Source organism: Ureibacillus sp. FSL K6-0786, from assembly GCF_037965165.1.
In the GTDB taxonomy this organism is placed as follows: Bacteria; Bacillota; Bacilli; order Bacillales_A; family Planococcaceae; genus Ureibacillus; species Ureibacillus thermosphaericus.
Window position 1 is genome coordinate 2,241,056 of sequence record NZ_CP150191.1, and the last position, 17,883, is coordinate 2,258,938.

The 17,883-nt window shown below is 36.2% G+C and carries 20 protein-coding genes; all 20 read left to right on the plus strand.

Annotated elements, in window-relative coordinates:
• The first annotated feature begins 43 nt into the window (after positions 1-43).
• The 20 genes from NSQ18_RS11015 (at position 44) to NSQ18_RS11110 (ending at position 17,850) form a co-directional block, all read left to right on the plus strand.
• Positions 44-511 (plus strand): S-ribosylhomocysteine lyase, encoded by a 468-nt coding sequence (locus NSQ18_RS11015; RefSeq protein ID WP_016838718.1) that lies wholly within the window; start codon positions 44-46, stop codon positions 509-511.
• Positions 512-661: 150 nt separating this feature from the next.
• Positions 662-1,891: an HDOD domain-containing protein gene (locus NSQ18_RS11020; RefSeq protein WP_168412533.1), complete on the plus strand. Its 1,230-nt coding sequence runs from the start codon at positions 662-664 to the stop codon at positions 1,889-1,891.
• 311 nt (positions 1,892-2,202) lie between these two features.
• Positions 2,203-2,565, plus strand: coding sequence for a cytochrome c551 (gene cccB, locus NSQ18_RS11025; RefSeq protein WP_168412534.1), 363 nt, complete (start codon positions 2,203-2,205; stop codon positions 2,563-2,565).
• A gap of 134 nt (positions 2,566-2,699) precedes the next feature.
• Entirely contained in the window at positions 2,700-3,638 is a 939-nt protein-coding gene (gene hprK / locus NSQ18_RS11030) for an HPr(Ser) kinase/phosphatase (RefSeq protein WP_016838715.1), read from the plus strand.
• Between the two features lie 37 nt (positions 3,639-3,675).
• Positions 3,676-4,494, plus strand: coding sequence for a prolipoprotein diacylglyceryl transferase (gene lgt / locus NSQ18_RS11035; RefSeq protein WP_016838714.1), 819 nt, complete (start codon positions 3,676-3,678; stop codon positions 4,492-4,494).
• A 19-nt stretch (positions 4,495-4,513) separates the two neighbouring features.
• Complete coding sequence (locus tag NSQ18_RS11040; RefSeq protein WP_016838713.1) at positions 4,514-5,452, plus strand: nucleoside recognition domain-containing protein; 939 nt, start codon at positions 4,514-4,516, stop codon at positions 5,450-5,452.
• Positions 5,453-5,454: 2 nt separating this feature from the next.
• Positions 5,455-6,090 (plus strand): pyrophosphatase PpaX, encoded by a 636-nt coding sequence (ppaX, locus tag NSQ18_RS11045; RefSeq protein WP_016838712.1) that lies wholly within the window; start codon positions 5,455-5,457, stop codon positions 6,088-6,090.
• 1 nt (position 6,091) lies between these two features.
• Positions 6,092-6,631 (plus strand): acyltransferase, encoded by a 540-nt coding sequence (locus NSQ18_RS11050; protein WP_016838711.1) that lies wholly within the window; start codon positions 6,092-6,094, stop codon positions 6,629-6,631.
• Positions 6,632-6,878: 247 nt separating this feature from the next.
• Positions 6,879-8,042, plus strand: a complete 1,164-nt coding sequence (locus NSQ18_RS11055; RefSeq protein ID WP_339288069.1) for an ATP phosphoribosyltransferase regulatory subunit — start codon at positions 6,879-6,881, stop codon at positions 8,040-8,042.
• Entirely contained in the window at positions 8,039-8,665 is a 627-nt protein-coding gene (gene hisG, locus NSQ18_RS11060; protein WP_016838709.1) for an ATP phosphoribosyltransferase, read from the plus strand. The genes NSQ18_RS11055 and hisG overlap by 4 nt, the downstream gene beginning before the upstream one ends.
• A 17-nt stretch (positions 8,666-8,682) precedes the next feature.
• Complete coding sequence (hisD, locus tag NSQ18_RS11065; protein WP_016838708.1) at positions 8,683-9,963, plus strand: histidinol dehydrogenase; 1,281 nt, start codon at positions 8,683-8,685, stop codon at positions 9,961-9,963.
• Complete coding sequence (gene hisB, locus NSQ18_RS11070) at positions 9,964-10,569, plus strand: imidazoleglycerol-phosphate dehydratase HisB (RefSeq protein ID WP_016838707.1); 606 nt, start codon at positions 9,964-9,966, stop codon at positions 10,567-10,569.
• Positions 10,566-11,198 (plus strand): imidazole glycerol phosphate synthase subunit HisH, encoded by a 633-nt coding sequence (gene hisH, locus NSQ18_RS11075; RefSeq protein WP_016838706.1) that lies wholly within the window; start codon positions 10,566-10,568, stop codon positions 11,196-11,198. Before hisB ends, hisH begins: the two co-directional genes overlap by 4 nt.
• The gene (gene hisF, locus NSQ18_RS11080; RefSeq protein WP_016838705.1) at positions 11,199-11,957 is read left to right on the plus strand and encodes an imidazole glycerol phosphate synthase subunit HisF; all 759 of its coding nucleotides are present in this window, start codon (positions 11,199-11,201) and stop codon (positions 11,955-11,957) included. It abuts the gene before it with no gap.
• Positions 11,954-12,601, plus strand: coding sequence for a bifunctional phosphoribosyl-AMP cyclohydrolase/phosphoribosyl-ATP diphosphatase HisIE (hisIE, locus tag NSQ18_RS11085; protein ID WP_339288073.1), 648 nt, complete (start codon positions 11,954-11,956; stop codon positions 12,599-12,601). Before hisF ends, hisIE begins: the two co-directional genes overlap by 4 nt.
• A 117-nt stretch (positions 12,602-12,718) precedes the next feature.
• The gene (locus NSQ18_RS11090) at positions 12,719-14,251 is read left to right on the plus strand and encodes a tetratricopeptide repeat protein (RefSeq protein WP_016838702.1); all 1,533 of its coding nucleotides are present in this window, start codon (positions 12,719-12,721) and stop codon (positions 14,249-14,251) included.
• A 62-nt stretch (positions 14,252-14,313) separates the two neighbouring features.
• On the plus strand, positions 14,314-15,264 hold the full coding sequence (gene trxB, locus NSQ18_RS11095; RefSeq protein WP_016838700.1) for a thioredoxin-disulfide reductase: 951 nt from the start codon (positions 14,314-14,316) through the stop codon (positions 15,262-15,264).
• A 255-nt stretch (positions 15,265-15,519) separates the two neighbouring features.
• On the plus strand, positions 15,520-16,011 hold the full coding sequence (locus NSQ18_RS11100) for an 8-oxo-dGTP diphosphatase (RefSeq protein WP_016838699.1): 492 nt from the start codon (positions 15,520-15,522) through the stop codon (positions 16,009-16,011).
• Complete coding sequence (gene rapZ / locus NSQ18_RS11105; RefSeq protein WP_016838697.1) at positions 16,004-16,876, plus strand: RNase adapter RapZ; 873 nt, start codon at positions 16,004-16,006, stop codon at positions 16,874-16,876. The genes NSQ18_RS11100 and rapZ overlap by 8 nt, the downstream gene beginning before the upstream one ends.
• A 14-nt stretch (positions 16,877-16,890) precedes the next feature.
• A complete protein-coding gene (locus tag NSQ18_RS11110) occupies positions 16,891-17,850 on the plus strand; it encodes a YvcK family protein (RefSeq protein WP_016838696.1) in 960 nt (319 codons plus the stop codon).
• Positions 17,851-17,883 lie beyond the last annotated feature (33 nt).

A 17,883-nucleotide genomic window follows, 5' to 3' on the forward strand; every position in this document is an offset into this window, starting at 1 on the left:
TAACCTTAAAGATAGCGAAATATGGAAGAAAGAGGGAAGAAAAATGGAAAAAATGAATGTGGAAAGTTTTAATTTAGACCATACAAAAGTTAGTGCACCATATGTACGCCTAGCTGGTGTAATCACAGGAAAAAATGGTGATGTGGTTCGAAAATATGATATTCGTTTTAAACAGCCAAATAAAGAACATATGGAAATGGCAGCACTTCATTCAATTGAGCATTTAATGGCTGAACATATTCGTAATCATACAAATCAAGTGGTGGATTTGAGTCCGATGGGATGTCAAACAGGATTTTACCTTACAATGATTAACCATGATGACTATGAAGAAGTCTTGAATATTTTAGAAAAAACGCTTCGCGATGTATTGGAAGCGACAGAAGTACCTGCTTGCAATGAAGTGCAATGTGGCTGGGCAGCAAATCATAGTTTAGAAGGGGCCAAACAATTGGCGAAAGAAATGTTGGAAAAACGTAGTGAATGGTCGATTGTTTTTAAAGGAGAATAAATTTTATGCAGTATCATCTTTTAAGGATGATACTTTTTTGTATAATTTTCATATGTCGTATTTTTGTTCTAGTTTTATTTTTCGTTGTATTTTATCGTAAAAATTGTATATTATTGGAATTGTACATAATGAAAAAGTGGGGATATTGGTATGGAAGTGCTTGTAGGTAGGCAACCAATCTTTAATACACATGAGGAAGTGGTTGCTTATGAACTTTTATACAGAAGAAATGAATCAAATCAATTTGAACAAGTTGATTCAGATAATGCAACAATTCAAGTGTTGAAAAACTCCGTATTTACTATAGGAATGAATGAATTAACAAATGGATTACCAGGGTTCGTAAATTTTACGGAAAATTTGTTAATGACGAATAATATCATTGATTTAATTGATCCTTCTACATTTGTAATCGAAATATTAGAGGATGTGCCGATTACGGATCAATTGATTATGCGGATTGTAGAATTGAGAAATCGAGGTTTTACAATTGCGTTAGATGATTTTGTTTTAAGACAAAATATAGAATATTACAACACGTTATTTGCAAATGTAGATATTATTAAAGTCGATTTTTTAAGCACTCCTAAATCCGGAAGAGCTATTATTGAAGAGCGTGTGAAAAATTTCTTTCCCCACATTCAACTGTTGGCAGAAAAAGTAGAAAATCGTACTCAATTTGAAGAAGCAAAAGCGGCAAATTATTCACTATTTCAAGGATATTTTTTTGAACAGCCTCAAATTATTAAATCAGTGGATATACCCATGAATATGTTGCAGTATTTTGAAGTAATGAGCTTATTAAAAGAAGAAAATTCCAACGTTCAAGAAATTGCTGAAAAAATAGAACAGAACATATCTATAACTTACAAGTTACTTCAGTTAATTAATAATATTTCCAGAAAAAAATCGAAAGTGCGATCGGTAAAACAAGCGATCGTGATGTTAGGGTTAATCGAACTGCGTAAATTTCTTTATTTACTAGCAGTTGATGAAGGGCTAGCGGATGAACCATCAGATGTTTACATTGAATTAATGAGAACATCCATTTTCCGTGCCAAAATTTGTGAATTGCTTGCAAGAAAAAAGAATAAACAAAATTATTCCGAGTATTATTTAGTAGGGATGTTTTCATTAATCGATACAATTTTACAAAGACCCATTCAATTAATTGTTCAACAATTACCGTTTTCGGAAGTAGTCATCGAAACGATTTGTGGCAGGGAAACGGAGATGACTATTTATTTACAACTGAGCATTGCATTGACAAAAATGGATTTGGAAAAAGCAAATCAATTAGCGAAAGAGTTAGGCATTTCTACGGCTGATTTAGGATATATATACAGAATGGCTTTAGAATATACGAAAAGCTCCATATAAATTATGGCGAAAAAATCCTATTCAATGATTGTTGAATAGGATTTTTTTATTTGCGCACAATATTCTTACATGAACCTTCGTAAATGGATTTCAAAATTATACTAAAATAATTTATTCCTTTTTTATTTGAATGTGAACACTCTTTCACAAATAATTCACAAACCTGAAACAAATGTTAGAAGTGTTGATATTATTGCTTTTTGCGGTATTATCTAAACTTTGGATATTTGTCCAAATGTTTCTTTGTTCAACAATTTTGATATAATGAACATGTATTGCACATTTTTTATTATTTTTTTGGAGGGGTTCAGATGAAAAAAGCATGGTTGGCATTATTATTCGGATCCGCCCTTGTTCTTGGTGCTTGTGGTGACGGCGGAGACGAAGCTACTGACGGAGGTTCAACTAACGACAATACTACAGATGAACAAACAACAGATGGCGGTTCAGAAGCTAACAAAGGTGAAGAACTTGTAATGAGCAGTTGTACAACTTGCCATGGCGGTAACTTGCAAGGTATGGGGAATACTCCAGCACTTTCAGATGTTGGTTCAAGATTGTCTGAAGAAGAAATTTTAGATGTCATTCTAAACGGTAGAGGTGCAATGCCTGGCGGATTACTGAAAGGTGAAGATGCTGAAGCCGCTGCTGCATGGTTGGCACAACAAAAATAATTTTGTTTAAAAAATAAAAGCGTTTACATTAGTGAGTCTTGGGAGACGTTATGAGCACGTCTCCTTTTTTATTTTGGATAAGTATACTATAATGCTAAAATAAATACATATGTGAAAAAAGGTGGGAGAGAAGAATGGCACAAGTAACAACAAAAGATGTAATGGAGAAATTTAAATTAACCCTTGTAAGTGGTCATGAAGGGATTGGTCGCCATATCACAACGAGCGATATTTCTAGACCAGGCTTAGAAATGGCAGGTTATTTTACCCATTATCCTGCGAATCGTGTGCAACTTATTGGAAGAACGGAATTATCATTCTTTGAAATGCTCCCTCCGGAATTAAGGCAAGAGCGGATGATGAAACTATGTTCGCAGGAAACACCAGCAATTATTATTTCGAGAAATATGGATGTTCCTCAAGAATTAATTGATGCTTCTAATGAAAACAATGTACCAGTATTAGTTACGTCTATGAAAACAACAAGGTTTTCAAGTAGGCTTACCAATTATTTAGAAAGTAAATTAGCACCTTCTACAGCCATCCATGGTGTATTAGTCGATGTGTATGGAATAGGTGTCTTAATTATTGGAAAAAGTGGAGTAGGGAAAAGTGAGACAGCTTTAGAATTAATTAAGAAAGGACATCGACTCGTAGCGGATGATTGTGTAGAAATTCGACAAGAAGCCGAAGATATATTGATTGGGAGTCCCCCACCTTTACTAGAGCATTTATTAGAAATTCGCGGAATCGGCATTATCAATATTATGACTTTATTTGGTGCAAGTGCAGTTCGACCATATAAACGCATTACATTAATCGTGGAGTTGGAAACTTGGGATCCAAATAAAACTTACGATCGATTAGGGCTAGATGAAGAAAAAATGAAAATCATTGATACGGAAATTACAAAATTAACGATTCCGGTTCGCCCTGGACGAAATGTTTCCGTTATTATTGAAGTAGCAGCAATGAATTATCGTTTAAAAAGGATTGGCATCAATCCTGCATTGGAATTCTCAAGAAGATTAGACGAAGTTATTGCAATGCATGATGAGATTGATGAATATTAATTATTGAAAGATGATTTTAAATTTGAAAGGAGTTCATATGGATAATATTTTGTTAGCAATCGATCCGGTTGCCTTTAGCATAGGTCCATTATCTGTGCGATGGTATGGTATTATCATCGTTACTGGTATCATCATTGCTTATTTTGTCGCACAAGCGGAAGGAAAAAAACGTGGATTGCCTGAAGATTTCTTTGGAGATTTGTTGCTTTGGGCAGTGCCGATTTCCATACTTTGTGCCCGCCTATATTATGTCATCATGAAATGGGATTATTATGGTGCTAATCCAGAGAAAATTATTGAGATTTGGAACGGTGGTATTGCTATACACGGAGCATTGATTGGGGCAATTACGACTGCATATGTTTTCTGTCGTGTGAAAAAAGTAAGCTTTTTAAAAGTTGCGGATATTGCTGCTCCAAGTATATTAATTGGCCAAATCTTAGGTCGTTGGGGAAATTTCATGAATCAAGAAGCATATGGCGGCCCCGTTTCCCGTGAATTTTTAGAAAGTTTATTTTTGCCAGATTGGATTATTGAGCAAATGTACATTCATGATTTAGGGACATATGTTCATCCAACTTTTTTATATGAATCATTATGGAATTTAGTGGGCTTAATTATTTTATTGCTATTTAGAAAAGCCAATTTACAACGAGGGGAAATTTTCTTCTCTTATTTAATTTGGTATTCAATAGGACGATTCTTTATTGAAGCGATGAGAACAGATAGCTTGTATTTAATTGGAGATTTACGTTCAGCCCAAGTCGTTTCAGTGACGTTAATCATCGTCGGATTTGCCAGCATTTTTTATCGCAGATGGAAAGTTCGTCCTGTTGTTCGATATCTTGATGAATAGATAGAAAGGAAAAATGAGAATGTCAACGTTGAAAAAGGGGTTCATTGCAGGCGGTAAAACAGCCTGGTCTTTAAGTAAAGTTATTTTTCCAATTACGTTTATTGTGACAATTTTACAATTTACACCAATATTACCTTGGCTCATTGACTTGATTGAACCATTCATGGGAATTCTAGGATTAAGTGGTGAAGCCGCTATTCCCCTTGTGCTAGGGAACTTTTTAAATTTATATGCAGGGATTGCTGGAATACTTTCAGTTGAGTTGACTGTCAAAGAAGTGTTTATTCTTGCAGTTATGCTATCTTTCTCCCACAACATTTTCATTGAAACAGGTGTTGCATTAAAGGTAGGAGTAAAACTATGGGTAATTCTTACTGTTAGATTTGGTTTAGCGATTTTATCTGCTTTAGTGATTCGATTTCTTTGGAACGGTGGAGGAGAAATTGCAAAGTATGGCTTAGTTCCTGCACAAAATCCTAATCCGGACGGTTGGGGAGAAATATTATTACTTGGACTCCAAAAAGCGAGTTTAGGGATTTTGCAATTATTAATTATTGTCATTCCTTTAATGATTGTCGTGCAATATTTACGTGACTATCATTTCTTAGATAAATTATCAAATTTACTGGCTCCATTGACGAAAGTAATTGGAGTAAAACCAAATGCAGCGATGACATTAGTTGCTGGATTAGTAATTGGTTTAGCCTATGGAGCAGGTGTGATGATTCAATCAGTACAAGAAGATGGTGTGAGTAAAAAAGATGCTACATTATGCTTTATCTTTTTAGTTGCATGTCACGCGGTGATTGAGGATACGCTTATTTTTGCGCCTTTAGGAATTCCGATTTTACCTTTATTAATTATACGAGTAATTACAGCATTTGTACTGACGATTATTGTTGCATTTATTTGGAATAGAACAGAACTAAAGGCATTAAATAGGGAAGTGGTCCAGTAAGAATGAAAGCCTTATTATTTGACTTTGATGGAACGTTATTAAATACAAATGAATTAATTATCCAAACATTTATGCATGTATTAAACGACAAATTTCCTGGGCAATATTCGCCACAAGATTGCATCAACTTCATTGGTCCGTCATTAAAAGAGACTTTTGAACAAATTGCGCCAAATGAAGTCGATGAAATGATTGCAAAATATCGCCAATGGAATCATGCTTATCATGATCATTATGTGAAAGAGTTCGATGGTGTCAATGAAACTTTAGAAGAATTAAAAAAGCAAGGGCATAAATTAGCAATTGTCTCAACGAAAAAAAGGGATACGATCGAACGAGGACTTCAATTCATGAAAGCAGAACATTACTTTGATTTCTGGATAGGTTTAGAAGATGTTACGAAAGTAAAACCAGATCCGGAACCAGTTTTATTAGCATTAGAGCGTTTGAAAATGCCAAAAGAGAAAGCTTTGATGATTGGGGATAATTATCACGATATTTTAGCAGGAAAAAATGCAGGTATTAAAACAGCTGGAGTTGCTTGGTCAATTAAAGGAGAAGAATATTTAAGACAATTCCAACCGGATTATATGTTGCATCATATTTCCGATTTACTAACAATCGTGAAGGGGTTGTAATATGCGGAGAACTGAAACATACAAAGTTCAAGGAGGCGCCAACTCTTTATGGCATGTATATAAAACCGTTTCTTTTTGGAAGGTTGTAAAATGTTTTATTTTTATTCAAATTGGTCGAATTACTCCGTTTATGGGATTAAAAAATTGGATTTATCGCACCTTTTTGAAAATGAAAATCGGGAAGAGAACTTCTCTTGCACTAATGGTAATGCCTGACACGATGTTTCCAGAGCGTATTTCAATTGGTGATAACACGATTATTGGATATAATACAACGATTTTAGCTCATGAATATTTAATTGATGAATATCGATTAGGCGATGTGAAAATAGGAAATGAAGTGATGGTGGGAGCGAATTCCACCATCTTGCCTGGTGTCGAAATTGGCGATGGAGCAATCGTTTCGGCTGCTACATTAGTGAATAAAGATGTTCCAGCTGGGGCGATGGTCGGTGGAAATCCCATGCGCATCATTTTCACAGCTGAAGAAATGGCGGAGCGGAGAAGAAAAAAACAGGTGAGTGGGAAAGAGGATGTTTAGAAAGATGAATCTTTCTAGGCATCTTTTTTTATAAAATAGGAGTAATTAAAAGTTCTATTCAAAGGATATAACATAATCACTCAAATTATCAGAATAGTAGCAACAGTTTAGAAAATATATAATTTCCTATTACCTCCAATTTTGAATTGACGAATCTTTGAAAGTTCGATAAAATGCTTTCATATACTAATTCTCTAATTATCTAACACTCTAATATGTTAAAGTATAAATAACAGGATGTGTGAATATGTCATCAATCAAAAAGTTTGAAAAACCTCTAGGAATGAGAGATACATTCCCGCCTATATATGAAAAGATCGAAAGAACAAGGCAAATAGGTCGACAATTTTTACGTTCTCGTGGGTTTGATTTTATTGAGACACCAACTTTAGAATATTACGATACTGTTGGAAAAGCATCAGCTATTTCTGACGCATCCCTTTTTAAATTGGTGGATAGCCAAGGAAATACCCTTGTCTTGCGTCCTGATATGACGACACCCATCACAAGGGTTGCGACATCTAAATTATTAAAAGAAAAAATCCCACTCCGACTAGCTTATTCGGCAAATGTTTTCCGTGCGCAACAACTGGAAGGTGGAAGACCAGCCGAATTTGGTCAGATGGGCATTGAAATTATTGGAGATAAATCGGTTTACGCTGATGCGGAAGTACTGATAATAGTAATCGAATTGATGAAAGAGTTTGGAATTGAATCATTCAAATTAACCATTGGGCATGCAGGTGTACTGCATGATATTTTAAATGATTATACAGACCACGATTATCAACGGGAAACTTTACAAAGATTGCTTGTTGAGCGTAACTATGTGGGATTTGAAGAAGCGGTGCATGAATTTGATTTGCCTGTAACAAAAGCAAATGCATTGCTCGAATTTATTAATGAAGCAACAAACTTAGCTGCCATCGAAGATATGGAAAAATATGTACGAAAAAACGATGGTGTAGAATATATGAAACAACTTGCTAAATTAATTGAAGCATGCAATCTTTCACAATATGTTTCTTTCGATTTTACACTATCTAGCCACATGAATTATTATACTGGCATGTTATTTGAGATTTTCGCATCAGGAAGTGGTTTCCCACTAGGAAATGGTGGACGTTATGATGGTTTATTAAATTTATTCGGTAGTGATGTAGGAGCAACAGGTTTTGGCATTCGCATCGATCGACTTCTTGAGGCATTGCCTAAAGAAGAAATGGTTGAAGAGACTGTTTGCATCCTATTTGAAGATGAGGAATTTAATAGGGCGTTAGAACTTGCAAATAAGTTAAGACAACAGGGTGCTCGTGTAACGGTACAAGCGAAAGAAGGATTGATTAATAAAGATGCATTTACAAAATTGTTTAGTCGGGTCGTTGAATTGAGCCAGGGGGAAGAACAATGAATAGTGAATTAACGATTGCTATGCCGAAAGGACGCATTTTTGAAGAAGCGTTTCAAATGTTAATAGATGCTGGATTTCAATTGCCGGAAGAAGTGGAAATGTCACGGAAGCTAATGATTGAAATTCCAGAAGAGAACATTCGATTTATTTTAGCGAAACCAATGGATGTTCCCGTTTATGTAGAGCATGGCGTTGCAGATATTGGAATTGCAGGGAAGGACGTATTATTAGAACAGCAAAGAATTGTGCATGAGCTATTGGATTTAAAAATTAGTAAATGTCATATCGCATCAGCAGGCTTGCCAAATACAGAAATGGATGAAATTGCACCTCGCATAGCTACGAAATATCCAAATATTGCAATGAATTATTATAAGGGCATTGGTGAGCAAGTGGAAATCATTGAATTGAACGGGTCTATTGAACTTGCGCCGATGATTGGTCTTGCTGATCGCATTGTGGATATTGTTTCAACGGGAAGAACATTAAAGGAAAATGGACTAGTGGAATATGAACACATTGCCGATGTGTCTTCTCGTTTAATTGCAAACCCAGTAAGCTACAGAATGAAAAATGCACGAATTCAAGAAATTGTATCCCGATTGAAGAAAATTGTGAAATAGAGGGAAGGTCAAACAACATGAAAATTTCTAAGTTATCTAAAAACATTTCGTTAAAAAGAGAACTTGAGAGCGGAAATGAAGAGCAGCTAAAAACGGTACGTCAAGTGTTGGCAGATGTTCGTGAAAACGGCGATCAAGCTGTTCGTAAATATACGGAAATGTGGGATGGAATTGTTCTTTCTGATTTACGTGTGACAGAAGAAGAAATCAATGAAGCGCTTCAACACTTTGACCCTCAATTAAAGCAGGACTTAGAAGAAGCGGCAAACAATATTCGCAATTATCACGAAGCGCAAAAAAGAAATGGGTATACATTGCCGTTAACTGACGGATCGTACCTTGCTCAACGGATTGTTCCACTAGATTCGGTAGGATTATACGTGCCGGGTGGGTCTGCCGCTTATCCTTCCTCTGTATTGATGAATGTTATTCCTGCTCAAGTTGCAGGGGTAAAACGCATCGTCATTACTTCTCCTTGTGGAAAGGATGGTAAACTTCCCCCTGCAGTTCTTGTTTCAGCTAACATTCTGGGCGTGAATGAAATTTATAAAATTGGCGGTGCCCAAGCGATTGCAGCGTTGGCCTATGGAACGGAATCAATTGCTCCTGTCGATAAAATTACAGGTCCAGGGAACATTTTTGTTGCATTAGCAAAAAGAGAAGTATTTGGTGAAGTAGCGATTGATATGATTGCTGGACCAAGTGAAATTTGTATAATCGCAGATGATTCGGCTTATCCAGATGAAATCGCAGCAGATTTATTAAGCCAAGCGGAACATGACAAACAGGCATGCGCCATTCTAATTACAACGAGCGAAAAGTTGGCACAAGCTGTGAGCGAACAGGTGGAAAATCAATTAAAACAACTTCCGAGAGAAGAAATTGCAAGAGCTTCTATTGAAAACTTTGGACATATTTATATTGCAGAAAATATGGATCAGGCAGTGGAAGCAGTAAATACGCTTGCACCTGAACACTTAGAAATTGTGACTGAAAATGCGGAAAAAGTGAGTGAGGGTATCCGCCATGCGGGTGCAATCTTTATCGGCCGTTACAGCTCTGAGCCGGTCGGGGATTACTTTGCTGGTCCGAACCACGTATTGCCGACAAATAGCACAGCGCGCTTTGCTAGCGGATTAAATGTAGATGATTTTATTAAAAAGACAAACATTGTTTATTATACAGAACAAACATGGAAAGAGAATGTGCAAAAAATTGCAAGACTTGCCCGCATGGAAGGCTTAGAAGCTCACGCAAGAGCTGTAGAATCGAGAGGTTGGAAGAAAGGTGAAAACTAAATGACACAAACAAAGAAACGATTTGCTCAAATCGAACGAACAACGAAAGAAACGCAAATCAAAATAGAATTTTATTTAGATGGAGAAGGAAAAGCAGAAGTTGATACAGGTGTTCCTTTTATGGATCACATGCTCGATTTGTTTATGAAGCATGGATTGTTTGATGGGAAGATTGTTGCAAACGGTGATACTCATATTGATGATCATCATACAACAGAAGATCTCGGAATCGTTTTAGGACAAGCAGTTCGAGAAGCGTTAGGTGATAAACGAGGCATTCGTCGATACGGAAATGCTTTTGTACCAATGGATGATGCATTGGCACAAGTGGTTGTAGACTGCTCTAATCGTCCTCACTTAGAATATCGTGTTGCGCCTGAATTGAAGGAAAAAGTAGGAACATTCGATACGGAATTAGTACATGAATTTTTATGGAAGTTTGCTTTAGAAGCAAGAATGAATGTCCATGTAATCGTTCCTTATGGACATAACACACATCATATTATAGAAGCGATTTTTAAAGCCCTTGCTCGCGCGATTGATGACGCTGTTCAAATCGATCCACGAGTTAAAGGAGTACCTTCAACGAAAGGACTACTTACATGAAAATTGGTGTAATCGATTATGGCATGGGAAATTTATTTAGTGTTGTACAAGCGTTAAAAAAATTAGATGCAGAAGTAATTCTTTCATCCAAAACAGAGGTGTTAAGTGAAGCTGATGCTCTCATATTGCCCGGAGTCGGCGCTTTTCCTGATGCAATGAAGAAGCTAAAAGAAACTGGGCTTGATCAGTTTATTCGAAATGAAGTAAAGAACAGTAAACCACTTCTTGGCATTTGTTTAGGAATGCAGCTGTTATTTGAAGAAAGTGAAGAAGTTGCTCCGACAAAAGGTTTCGGATTTTTTGAAGGAAAAATCGTTCGTTTTTCTGGAATTTCTGAGCAGGGAGAAAAATACCGAGTTCCTCATATGGGCTGGAACTCATTGATATTTCACTCAATTCCAAAATGGTTAGAGGGGGAAGGAATGCCAGAGGACAAACATGTCTATTTTGTTCACTCTTATTATGCAAATACTACCTCCTCTCAAGTGGTGGCATCTGCCGACTATTTTGGTGTGAATGTTCCCGGCATTGTTCAAAGCGGCAATGTTTGCGGTATGCAGTTCCATCCTGAAAAATCAGGAGAATTCGGCGTTTATTTACTGAAAAAGTGGCTGCAAGGGGTGAATTAGATGTTAACAAAACGGATCATACCTTGTTTAGATGTAAAAGATGGAAGAGTCGTAAAGGGTATACAATTTGTAGGTCTGCGGGATGCAGGAGATCCGGTAGAATTGGCAAAGTATTATGATGAACAAGGTGCAGATGAACTTGTGTTTTTAGATATATCAGCCTCTTTCGAAGGCAGACAAACGATGGTTGAAGTTGTGAAAAAAACGGCTACAGAACTTGCGATTCCATTTACGGTGGGAGGCGGAATTCGCACGTTAGAGGATATGAAACGAATTTTACGAGCTGGAGCGGATAAGGTATCAGTCAACACATCAGCAATCGAAAGACCAGAATTAATTAGAGAAGGTGCAGATTATTTTGGCTCGCAATGCATTGTTGTCGCTATTGATGCACGTTATTCTGAAGAAGACGGTACTTGGATGGTTTATACCCATGGTGGGCGAAATAAAACGAATTGGACTGCTGTTGAATGGGCAAAAAAAGCGGTGGAACTTGGAGCAGGAGAAATTTTATTAACAAGTATGAATAGAGATGGCGAAAAAACAGGATTTGATTTAGCGTTAACGAAAGCAATTCGTGATGCGGTGACTGTGCCGGTTATCGCAAGCGGTGGTGCAGGCAATAAGGAGCATTTCCGAGAAGTATTACAAGATGTTGATGCTGACGCAGCCCTTGCAGCATCGATTTTCCACTATAAAGAAACAAGCGTGGCAGAAGTAAAAGCCTATTTGCGCGAAAAAGGAGTTTGTGTCAGATGATGAAAATTGAAAATTTAAAATTTGATGAAAAGGGTTTAATCCCTGCTGTTGTACAAGATGCACGTACGAAAGAAATATTAACAGTCGCTTATATGAATTTAGAATCGCTACATAAAACGGTGGAAACTGGAGAAACGTGGTTTTTTTCACGTTCTCGTAATGAACTTTGGCATAAAGGAGAAACGAGCGGAAATACGCAAAAGGTTGTTTCAATAACAACTGATTGCGACCAAGATGCGCTAGTTGTTGAAGTCATCCCTGCTGGCCCTGCTTGTCATAATGGAACAACTTCCTGCTTCACAGAAACACTTGTGGAGAAAGGGAAAGTTGGAAGCGTTGGTATTATCCCAGAATTAGTAGAAATCATTGAGAAACGCGAAAAAGAGATGCCAGAAGGAGCTTATACTACTTATTTATTCAATGAAGGCATTGATAAAATCTGTAAAAAAGTTGGCGAAGAAGCAACAGAAGTAGTGATTGGTGCGAAAAATAGAAATCCGGAAGAAGTAAAATGGGAAGCAGCTGATTTGATTTATCATCTACTTGTATTATTACAGGAACAAAAAATTAGCGTGTACGATGTGCTAGAAGTGTTGGTAGAACGCCATCAACAAAAGAGAGCGAGCACAAAAAATACAAAATAATTTCATCATTCTTTTAAAGCATTTGCCATGACGTAGGTTGGAAATGTGATATAATAAAATGGATTAGAAAAGGAACGTTTTTAAAACGTTCCTTATTTATTGTCTCGGAGGTTCATTTTGGAAAAGAAGCAACAGAAAGGTAAAAACAACATTGTCTCGTTTATTCCAGATGGTGAATATTATTTCAATAAAGCAATAAAAGCGTTGGAAAAGGACCAAATGGATCGAGCGTATAAATATATGAAAAGAGCTGCAGAATTGAGTCCGGATGATGCTCATGTATTAATGCATTATGGCCTATTAGAATTAAGCGCCCAAAATTTTGAAAAGGCTTATGAATTGATTCATACTGCATATTGCATTGAACCAGATGAACCGGAACATATTTATTATTTAGCGGAAGTGTCCGGTTATTTAGGTTTAATGAATGATGCAAAAAAATATGCAGAAAAATATTTAGAACTTGATCCTGATGGTTATTATGCATTGGAAGCTAAGGAAATAATCGATTTCGCTTATTTTGAACAAAATGAATTGGAAGATTTGGAAGAGGATTCATACGATCAATTCATTCAGCAAGAAAAAGCTCGTCGATTAATGGAAAATAGCCAATTTAATGAAGCGATTGAAGTGTTAGAAGAGCTTGTTGATCAATATCCTGAGCTTTGGGCTGCTTATAACAATTTATCTCTTGCATACTTTTATGTAGGAGATTTGGAACAATCAAAAGCAGTTTTACATCATGTTCTTCGAGAAAATGTTGGAAATTTGCATGCATTATGTAATTTAACCATCATTGCATATTATGAAAAAGACGAGTCAAATCTGAAACAATTAGTGGACATATTAAAAAAAGTACATCCATTTGATTTTGATAATCGATATAAACTTGGTGCAACATTAGCATTGATTGGAGAATATGATTTAGCCTACAAATGGCTTCACAGCATGTCGAAACGAATGGCACCAAGTGATTCAGGTTTTTATTTTTGGTTAAGTCAAGCGGCTTACTTTTCCAATCATGTGAAGGAAGCTGAAAAAGCTTGGGAAATGTTAATTCGTATTGATCCTTCGAAAAAGGGAATGGAGCCATGGAAACACATTAAAAATAAAGAAATCACAGAAATTCCAACGCTTGATCAAAATCGAGAATACATTATTAAGAAAATTAATAGCGATTATCCGGCACATCGAATGTTTGGCTTTTTCCTGCTCAGTAAATCGGCATTTAAACAGGAAATTATTTCTCATCCAAAATTAATAGATCTTTCAAAATACAACGGCTTAGAAAAACTTTGTTTAGCTTATGCACTTAATCATCAATTTAATCTTAAAAACAAAATGGAAAGAAATTTCACTCGTTTAATTGGAGTGGCGGAAGAACTTTATAATAAAACGGAAGCATTAACACTTGAATTACAATACTTATATCAAATGTGGTTTGTCCTATCTGAAAAAGCCTTTTTGAATGGCTATGAATTTAAAAATGTAAAAGCTCTTGCCGCTGCAGTGGAATATATGTATTTTTCAACGGTTAAGTCAAATCGAGTGACGAAAAAACAATTTGCGGAAAAACACGAAATTACTGTTTCTACATTAACGAAGTATGTTGACCAATTACTAAAATTTCTACCTTTTGACGAGGAATAAGCAAACTATTTGAAGTTCCTAATTCGTTAGACTACATTAGAAGTAATTAGGAGGAATTAAAAATGGCTGAAGAAAAAATTTATGATTGCATTATTATCGGGGCAGGTCCAGCAGGGATGACTGCAGCGGTATATACTTCACGTGCAAACCTTTCAACTTTAATGTTAGAACGTGGAATTCCTGGCGGGCAAATGGCAAATACGGAAGAAGTGGAAAACTATCCAGGATTTGAATCCATTTTAGGACCAGAATTATCAACAAAAATGTTTGAACATGCGAAAAAATTCGGTGCGGAGTATGCTTATGGCGATGTAACAGAAATCATTGATGGAGAGGAATATAAAATCATCAAAGCAGGTTCAAAAGAGTATAAAGCTCGTTCCATCATCATCGCAACTGGTGCTGAATATAAAAAATTAGGAGTTCCTGGTGAAAGCGAACTAGGAGGCCGTGGTGTTAGTTATTGTGCAGTATGTGACGGAGCTTTCTTTAAAGGAAAGAATTTAATTGTTGTCGGTGGTGGAGACTCAGCAGTTGAAGAAGGAGTATATTTAACTCGATTTGCTGAAAAAGTTACAATCGTGCACCGCCGCGATAAATTACGTGCACAGAAAATTTTACAAGACCGCGCTTTCGCTAATGAAAAAGTTGACTTCATTTGGAACCACACAGTGAAAGAAATTAACGAGAAAGACGGAAAAGTCGGCAGTGTAACGCTTGTTTCAACAGTAGATGGTTCTGAAAAGGAAGTTCCATGTGATGGTGTCTTTGTTTATATCGGTATGGTACCATTAACTGCTCCGTTTAAAAATTTAGGTATTTTAAACGATGATGGTTATATTATGACAAATGAAAAAATGGAAACATCTGTAAAAGGTATTTTTGCAGCAGGAGACGTACGTGATAAAATGTTGCGACAAATTGTTACAGCAACGGGAGACGGAAGTATTGCAGCCCAGTCTGCGCAACATTATGTTGAAGAACTAAAAGAAAAATTAGTGAACAAAAGGTAATGAGAAATTAACTATATTGTAACTTTTATTACCATTGATAAGGGGTATAATAAAATTAGAATTTAACCCCCCTTTTAGATTTATATATTTTGTTGTTTCCATTTTGGGAACAACTTTTTTTTTGAATATTCTACGGAACGCCTTCCAATCATAAATTAAAATAATAGATTGTTTCCATAGCATTTTTTGTACCGAACGAAAAGAGTCGCGGTATAATAACAGTAGTAGGAGTAACAAAGATTCGAGGTGTCGTTTATGCAAAGAATTGCAAATTTATTAGCAATACAAGATGGACAAGTTCTGCTTCTTAAAAAACCGAGAAGAGGTTGGTATGTCGCACCAGGCGGGAAAATGGAAAGCGGTGAATCCATTGTTGAAGCAGCAGTAAGGGAATTTCGAGAGGAGACGAATGTTACTCCTAAAAATGCCCATTTAAAAGGTGTCAATACAATTGTTATTAAAGAAAATGATGAAGTAATTGATGAATGGATGCTATTTACATTTGTAGCGACTGGTGTTGAAGGAATTCCAGATAAAGAAAATCGAGAGGGAATTTTAGAGTGGCGTCCAATTGAAGATCTTTACCACCTTCCAATGGCGGAAGGAGATCGAAAAAATTTATTATTTGCAGCGCTAAAACAAGGGATTCAATACGGTACGTGTGTTTATACAAAAGATTATGAATTAATCGAGGCGAAATATCAAACTTCGATGGAGCTAATCGAAGGGGATGAAAAAAATGGGTGAAATCGATCACGAACATGAATTAGTCATCATTACTGGCATGTCCGGTGCAGGCAAAACAGTAGCTGTTCAAAGTTTTGAAGATCTAGGGTATTATTGTATAGATAATTTACCTCCAGAATTGTTAACAACTTTTTTAAGATTGATGAAACAGTCGAAAAAAAGAATTTCAAAAGTTGCAGCAGTAATGGATATGCGAGGGGGAGAATTTTTCAACTCTCTCATTGATGCACTTGATATTTTAGAAAAAGAGAAAAATGTAAAGATGCGAGTTTTATTTTTAGACGCAGATGATGAAACGCTCGTTCGTCGATATAAAGAAACGAGACGCCAACATCCGTTAGCACAGGGTGGATTACCATTAGATGGAATAAAAAAAGAAAGAGAAATGCTATCAGAGCTAAAAGGCAGGGCTCATTATATTTACAATACCTCCAATATGAAACCACGAGAGCTTCGTGAGCGAATTGGAGAGGAATTCGCCGTATCAACGAGTCCAAAGTTTTCAATCAATGTGATGTCTTTTGGCTATAAAAATGGAATTCCTATTGATGCGGACTTAGTATTCGATGTAAGATTCTTAAAAAACCCTTATTATGTTGAGGAATTGCGCAATAAAACAGGGTTGGATAAAGAAGTCTATGATTACGTTTATAGCACAAATGAAACACAATTATTAATTCAAAAATTAGAAAACTTATTTGATTTTATTATTCCTCAATATGTTAAAGAAGGAAAATCGCAATTGGTGATTGCCTTTGGATGTACAGGCGGTCAACATCGCTCTGTAACATTAACTGAATATTTTGGAAAATATTTAAGTGAAAAATATCAAACGGAAATAACACACCGTGATATTCGATCTTAGAGAGGATTGTTTTAATGGAAAAAATCAATATCGTTGTCATTGGAGGAGGGACCGGTTTATCAACAGTATTACGCGGGTTAAAACTCTATCCATTTCATATTACTGCCATTGTCACGGTAACGGATGATGGCGGTTCTTCCGGAAGACTTCGGGATGATTATGATATTCCGCCTCCTGGAGACATTCGGAATGTCATTGCCGCTTTATCTGATACGGAGCCTTTAGTGGAACAGATGTTTCAATATCGCTTTTCCAATTCAAAAGATCTTGGGGGTCATTCATTAGGGAATTTAATGATTACTGCATTGACTGACATCATTGGCGATTTTTCCAGTGCCATTGCCGAGATGAGTAAAGTGTTGAAAGTTCACGGAAAAGTTATTCCATCAGCAAATAGACAAGTGAATTTACATGCAGAATTGTGGGACGGAGAAATCATAAAGGGTGAATCGAAAATTCCTTTATCCAACAAACGCATAAAGCGCGTTTTTTTAGTGCCAGAAGATGTAAAGCCCCTTCCAGAAGCAATAAGTGCAATCAAAAATGCAGATTTGATACTAATCGGTCCTGGTAGTCTTTATACAAGCATCATACCGAATTTGATAGTGAAAGAAATCGGTGAAACTGTTGTACAATCGAAGGCTAGAAAAATTTACATTTGCAATTTAATGACGCAACAAGGGGAAACGAATCAATATAAAGCGGCTGATCATGTCAAAGCAATATATGAGCATGTCGGGAAACCGTTCTTAGATGCCATTTTAGTGAACAGCAATGATTTGCCATCCCCCATAAAAGCAAATTATAAAGAACAAAACGCTGAACCCGTTAAAGTTGATGTGGAAGAATTAGAAAAGCTCGGATTAGAAATAATTAAAAAAGATATCGCTACAATTAAAAACGGCGTTGTGCGACATGAAGGTGAAGCGATTGCAGAATGGTTACTCGATTACTCATTAAAAATAAAAAATTAGTATGAACGATTTACATAAGAGAGGGGGGCTTCG

Bases quoted from the DNA above. Each gene is read 5' to 3' on its own strand.
- cccB (WP_168412534.1), top strand. From the start codon at position 2,203: ATGAAAAAAGCATGGTTGGCATTATTATTCGGATCCGCCCTTGTTCTT.
- hisB (WP_016838707.1), top strand. From the start codon at position 9,964: ATGACACAAACAAAGAAACGATTTGCTCAAATCGAACGAACAACGAAA.
- NSQ18_RS11015 (WP_016838718.1), top strand. From the start codon at position 44: ATGGAAAAAATGAATGTGGAAAGTTTTAATTTAGACCATACAAAAGTT.
- hisG (WP_016838709.1), top strand. From the start codon at position 8,039: ATGAATAGTGAATTAACGATTGCTATGCCGAAAGGACGCATTTTTGAA.
- hprK (WP_016838715.1), top strand. From the start codon at position 2,700: ATGGCACAAGTAACAACAAAAGATGTAATGGAGAAATTTAAATTAACC.
- trxB (WP_016838700.1), top strand. From the start codon at position 14,314: ATGGCTGAAGAAAAAATTTATGATTGCATTATTATCGGGGCAGGTCCA.
- hisH (WP_016838706.1), top strand. From the start codon at position 10,566: ATGAAAATTGGTGTAATCGATTATGGCATGGGAAATTTATTTAGTGTT.
- NSQ18_RS11040 (WP_016838713.1), top strand. From the start codon at position 4,514: ATGTCAACGTTGAAAAAGGGGTTCATTGCAGGCGGTAAAACAGCCTGG.
- NSQ18_RS11050 (WP_016838711.1), top strand. From the start codon at position 6,092: ATGCGGAGAACTGAAACATACAAAGTTCAAGGAGGCGCCAACTCTTTA.
- rapZ (WP_016838697.1), top strand. From the start codon at position 16,004: ATGGGTGAAATCGATCACGAACATGAATTAGTCATCATTACTGGCATG.
- lgt (WP_016838714.1), top strand. From the start codon at position 3,676: ATGGATAATATTTTGTTAGCAATCGATCCGGTTGCCTTTAGCATAGGT.
- hisF (WP_016838705.1), top strand. From the start codon at position 11,199: ATGTTAACAAAACGGATCATACCTTGTTTAGATGTAAAAGATGGAAGA.
- ppaX (WP_016838712.1), top strand. From the start codon at position 5,455: ATGAAAGCCTTATTATTTGACTTTGATGGAACGTTATTAAATACAAAT.
- hisIE (WP_339288073.1), top strand. From the start codon at position 11,954: ATGATGAAAATTGAAAATTTAAAATTTGATGAAAAGGGTTTAATCCCT.
- NSQ18_RS11110 (WP_016838696.1), top strand. From the start codon at position 16,891: ATGGAAAAAATCAATATCGTTGTCATTGGAGGAGGGACCGGTTTATCA.
- NSQ18_RS11020 (WP_168412533.1), top strand. From the start codon at position 662: ATGGAAGTGCTTGTAGGTAGGCAACCAATCTTTAATACACATGAGGAA.
- hisD (WP_016838708.1), top strand. From the start codon at position 8,683: ATGAAAATTTCTAAGTTATCTAAAAACATTTCGTTAAAAAGAGAACTT.
- NSQ18_RS11100 (WP_016838699.1), top strand. From the start codon at position 15,520: ATGCAAAGAATTGCAAATTTATTAGCAATACAAGATGGACAAGTTCTG.
- NSQ18_RS11055 (WP_339288069.1), top strand. From the start codon at position 6,879: ATGTCATCAATCAAAAAGTTTGAAAAACCTCTAGGAATGAGAGATACA.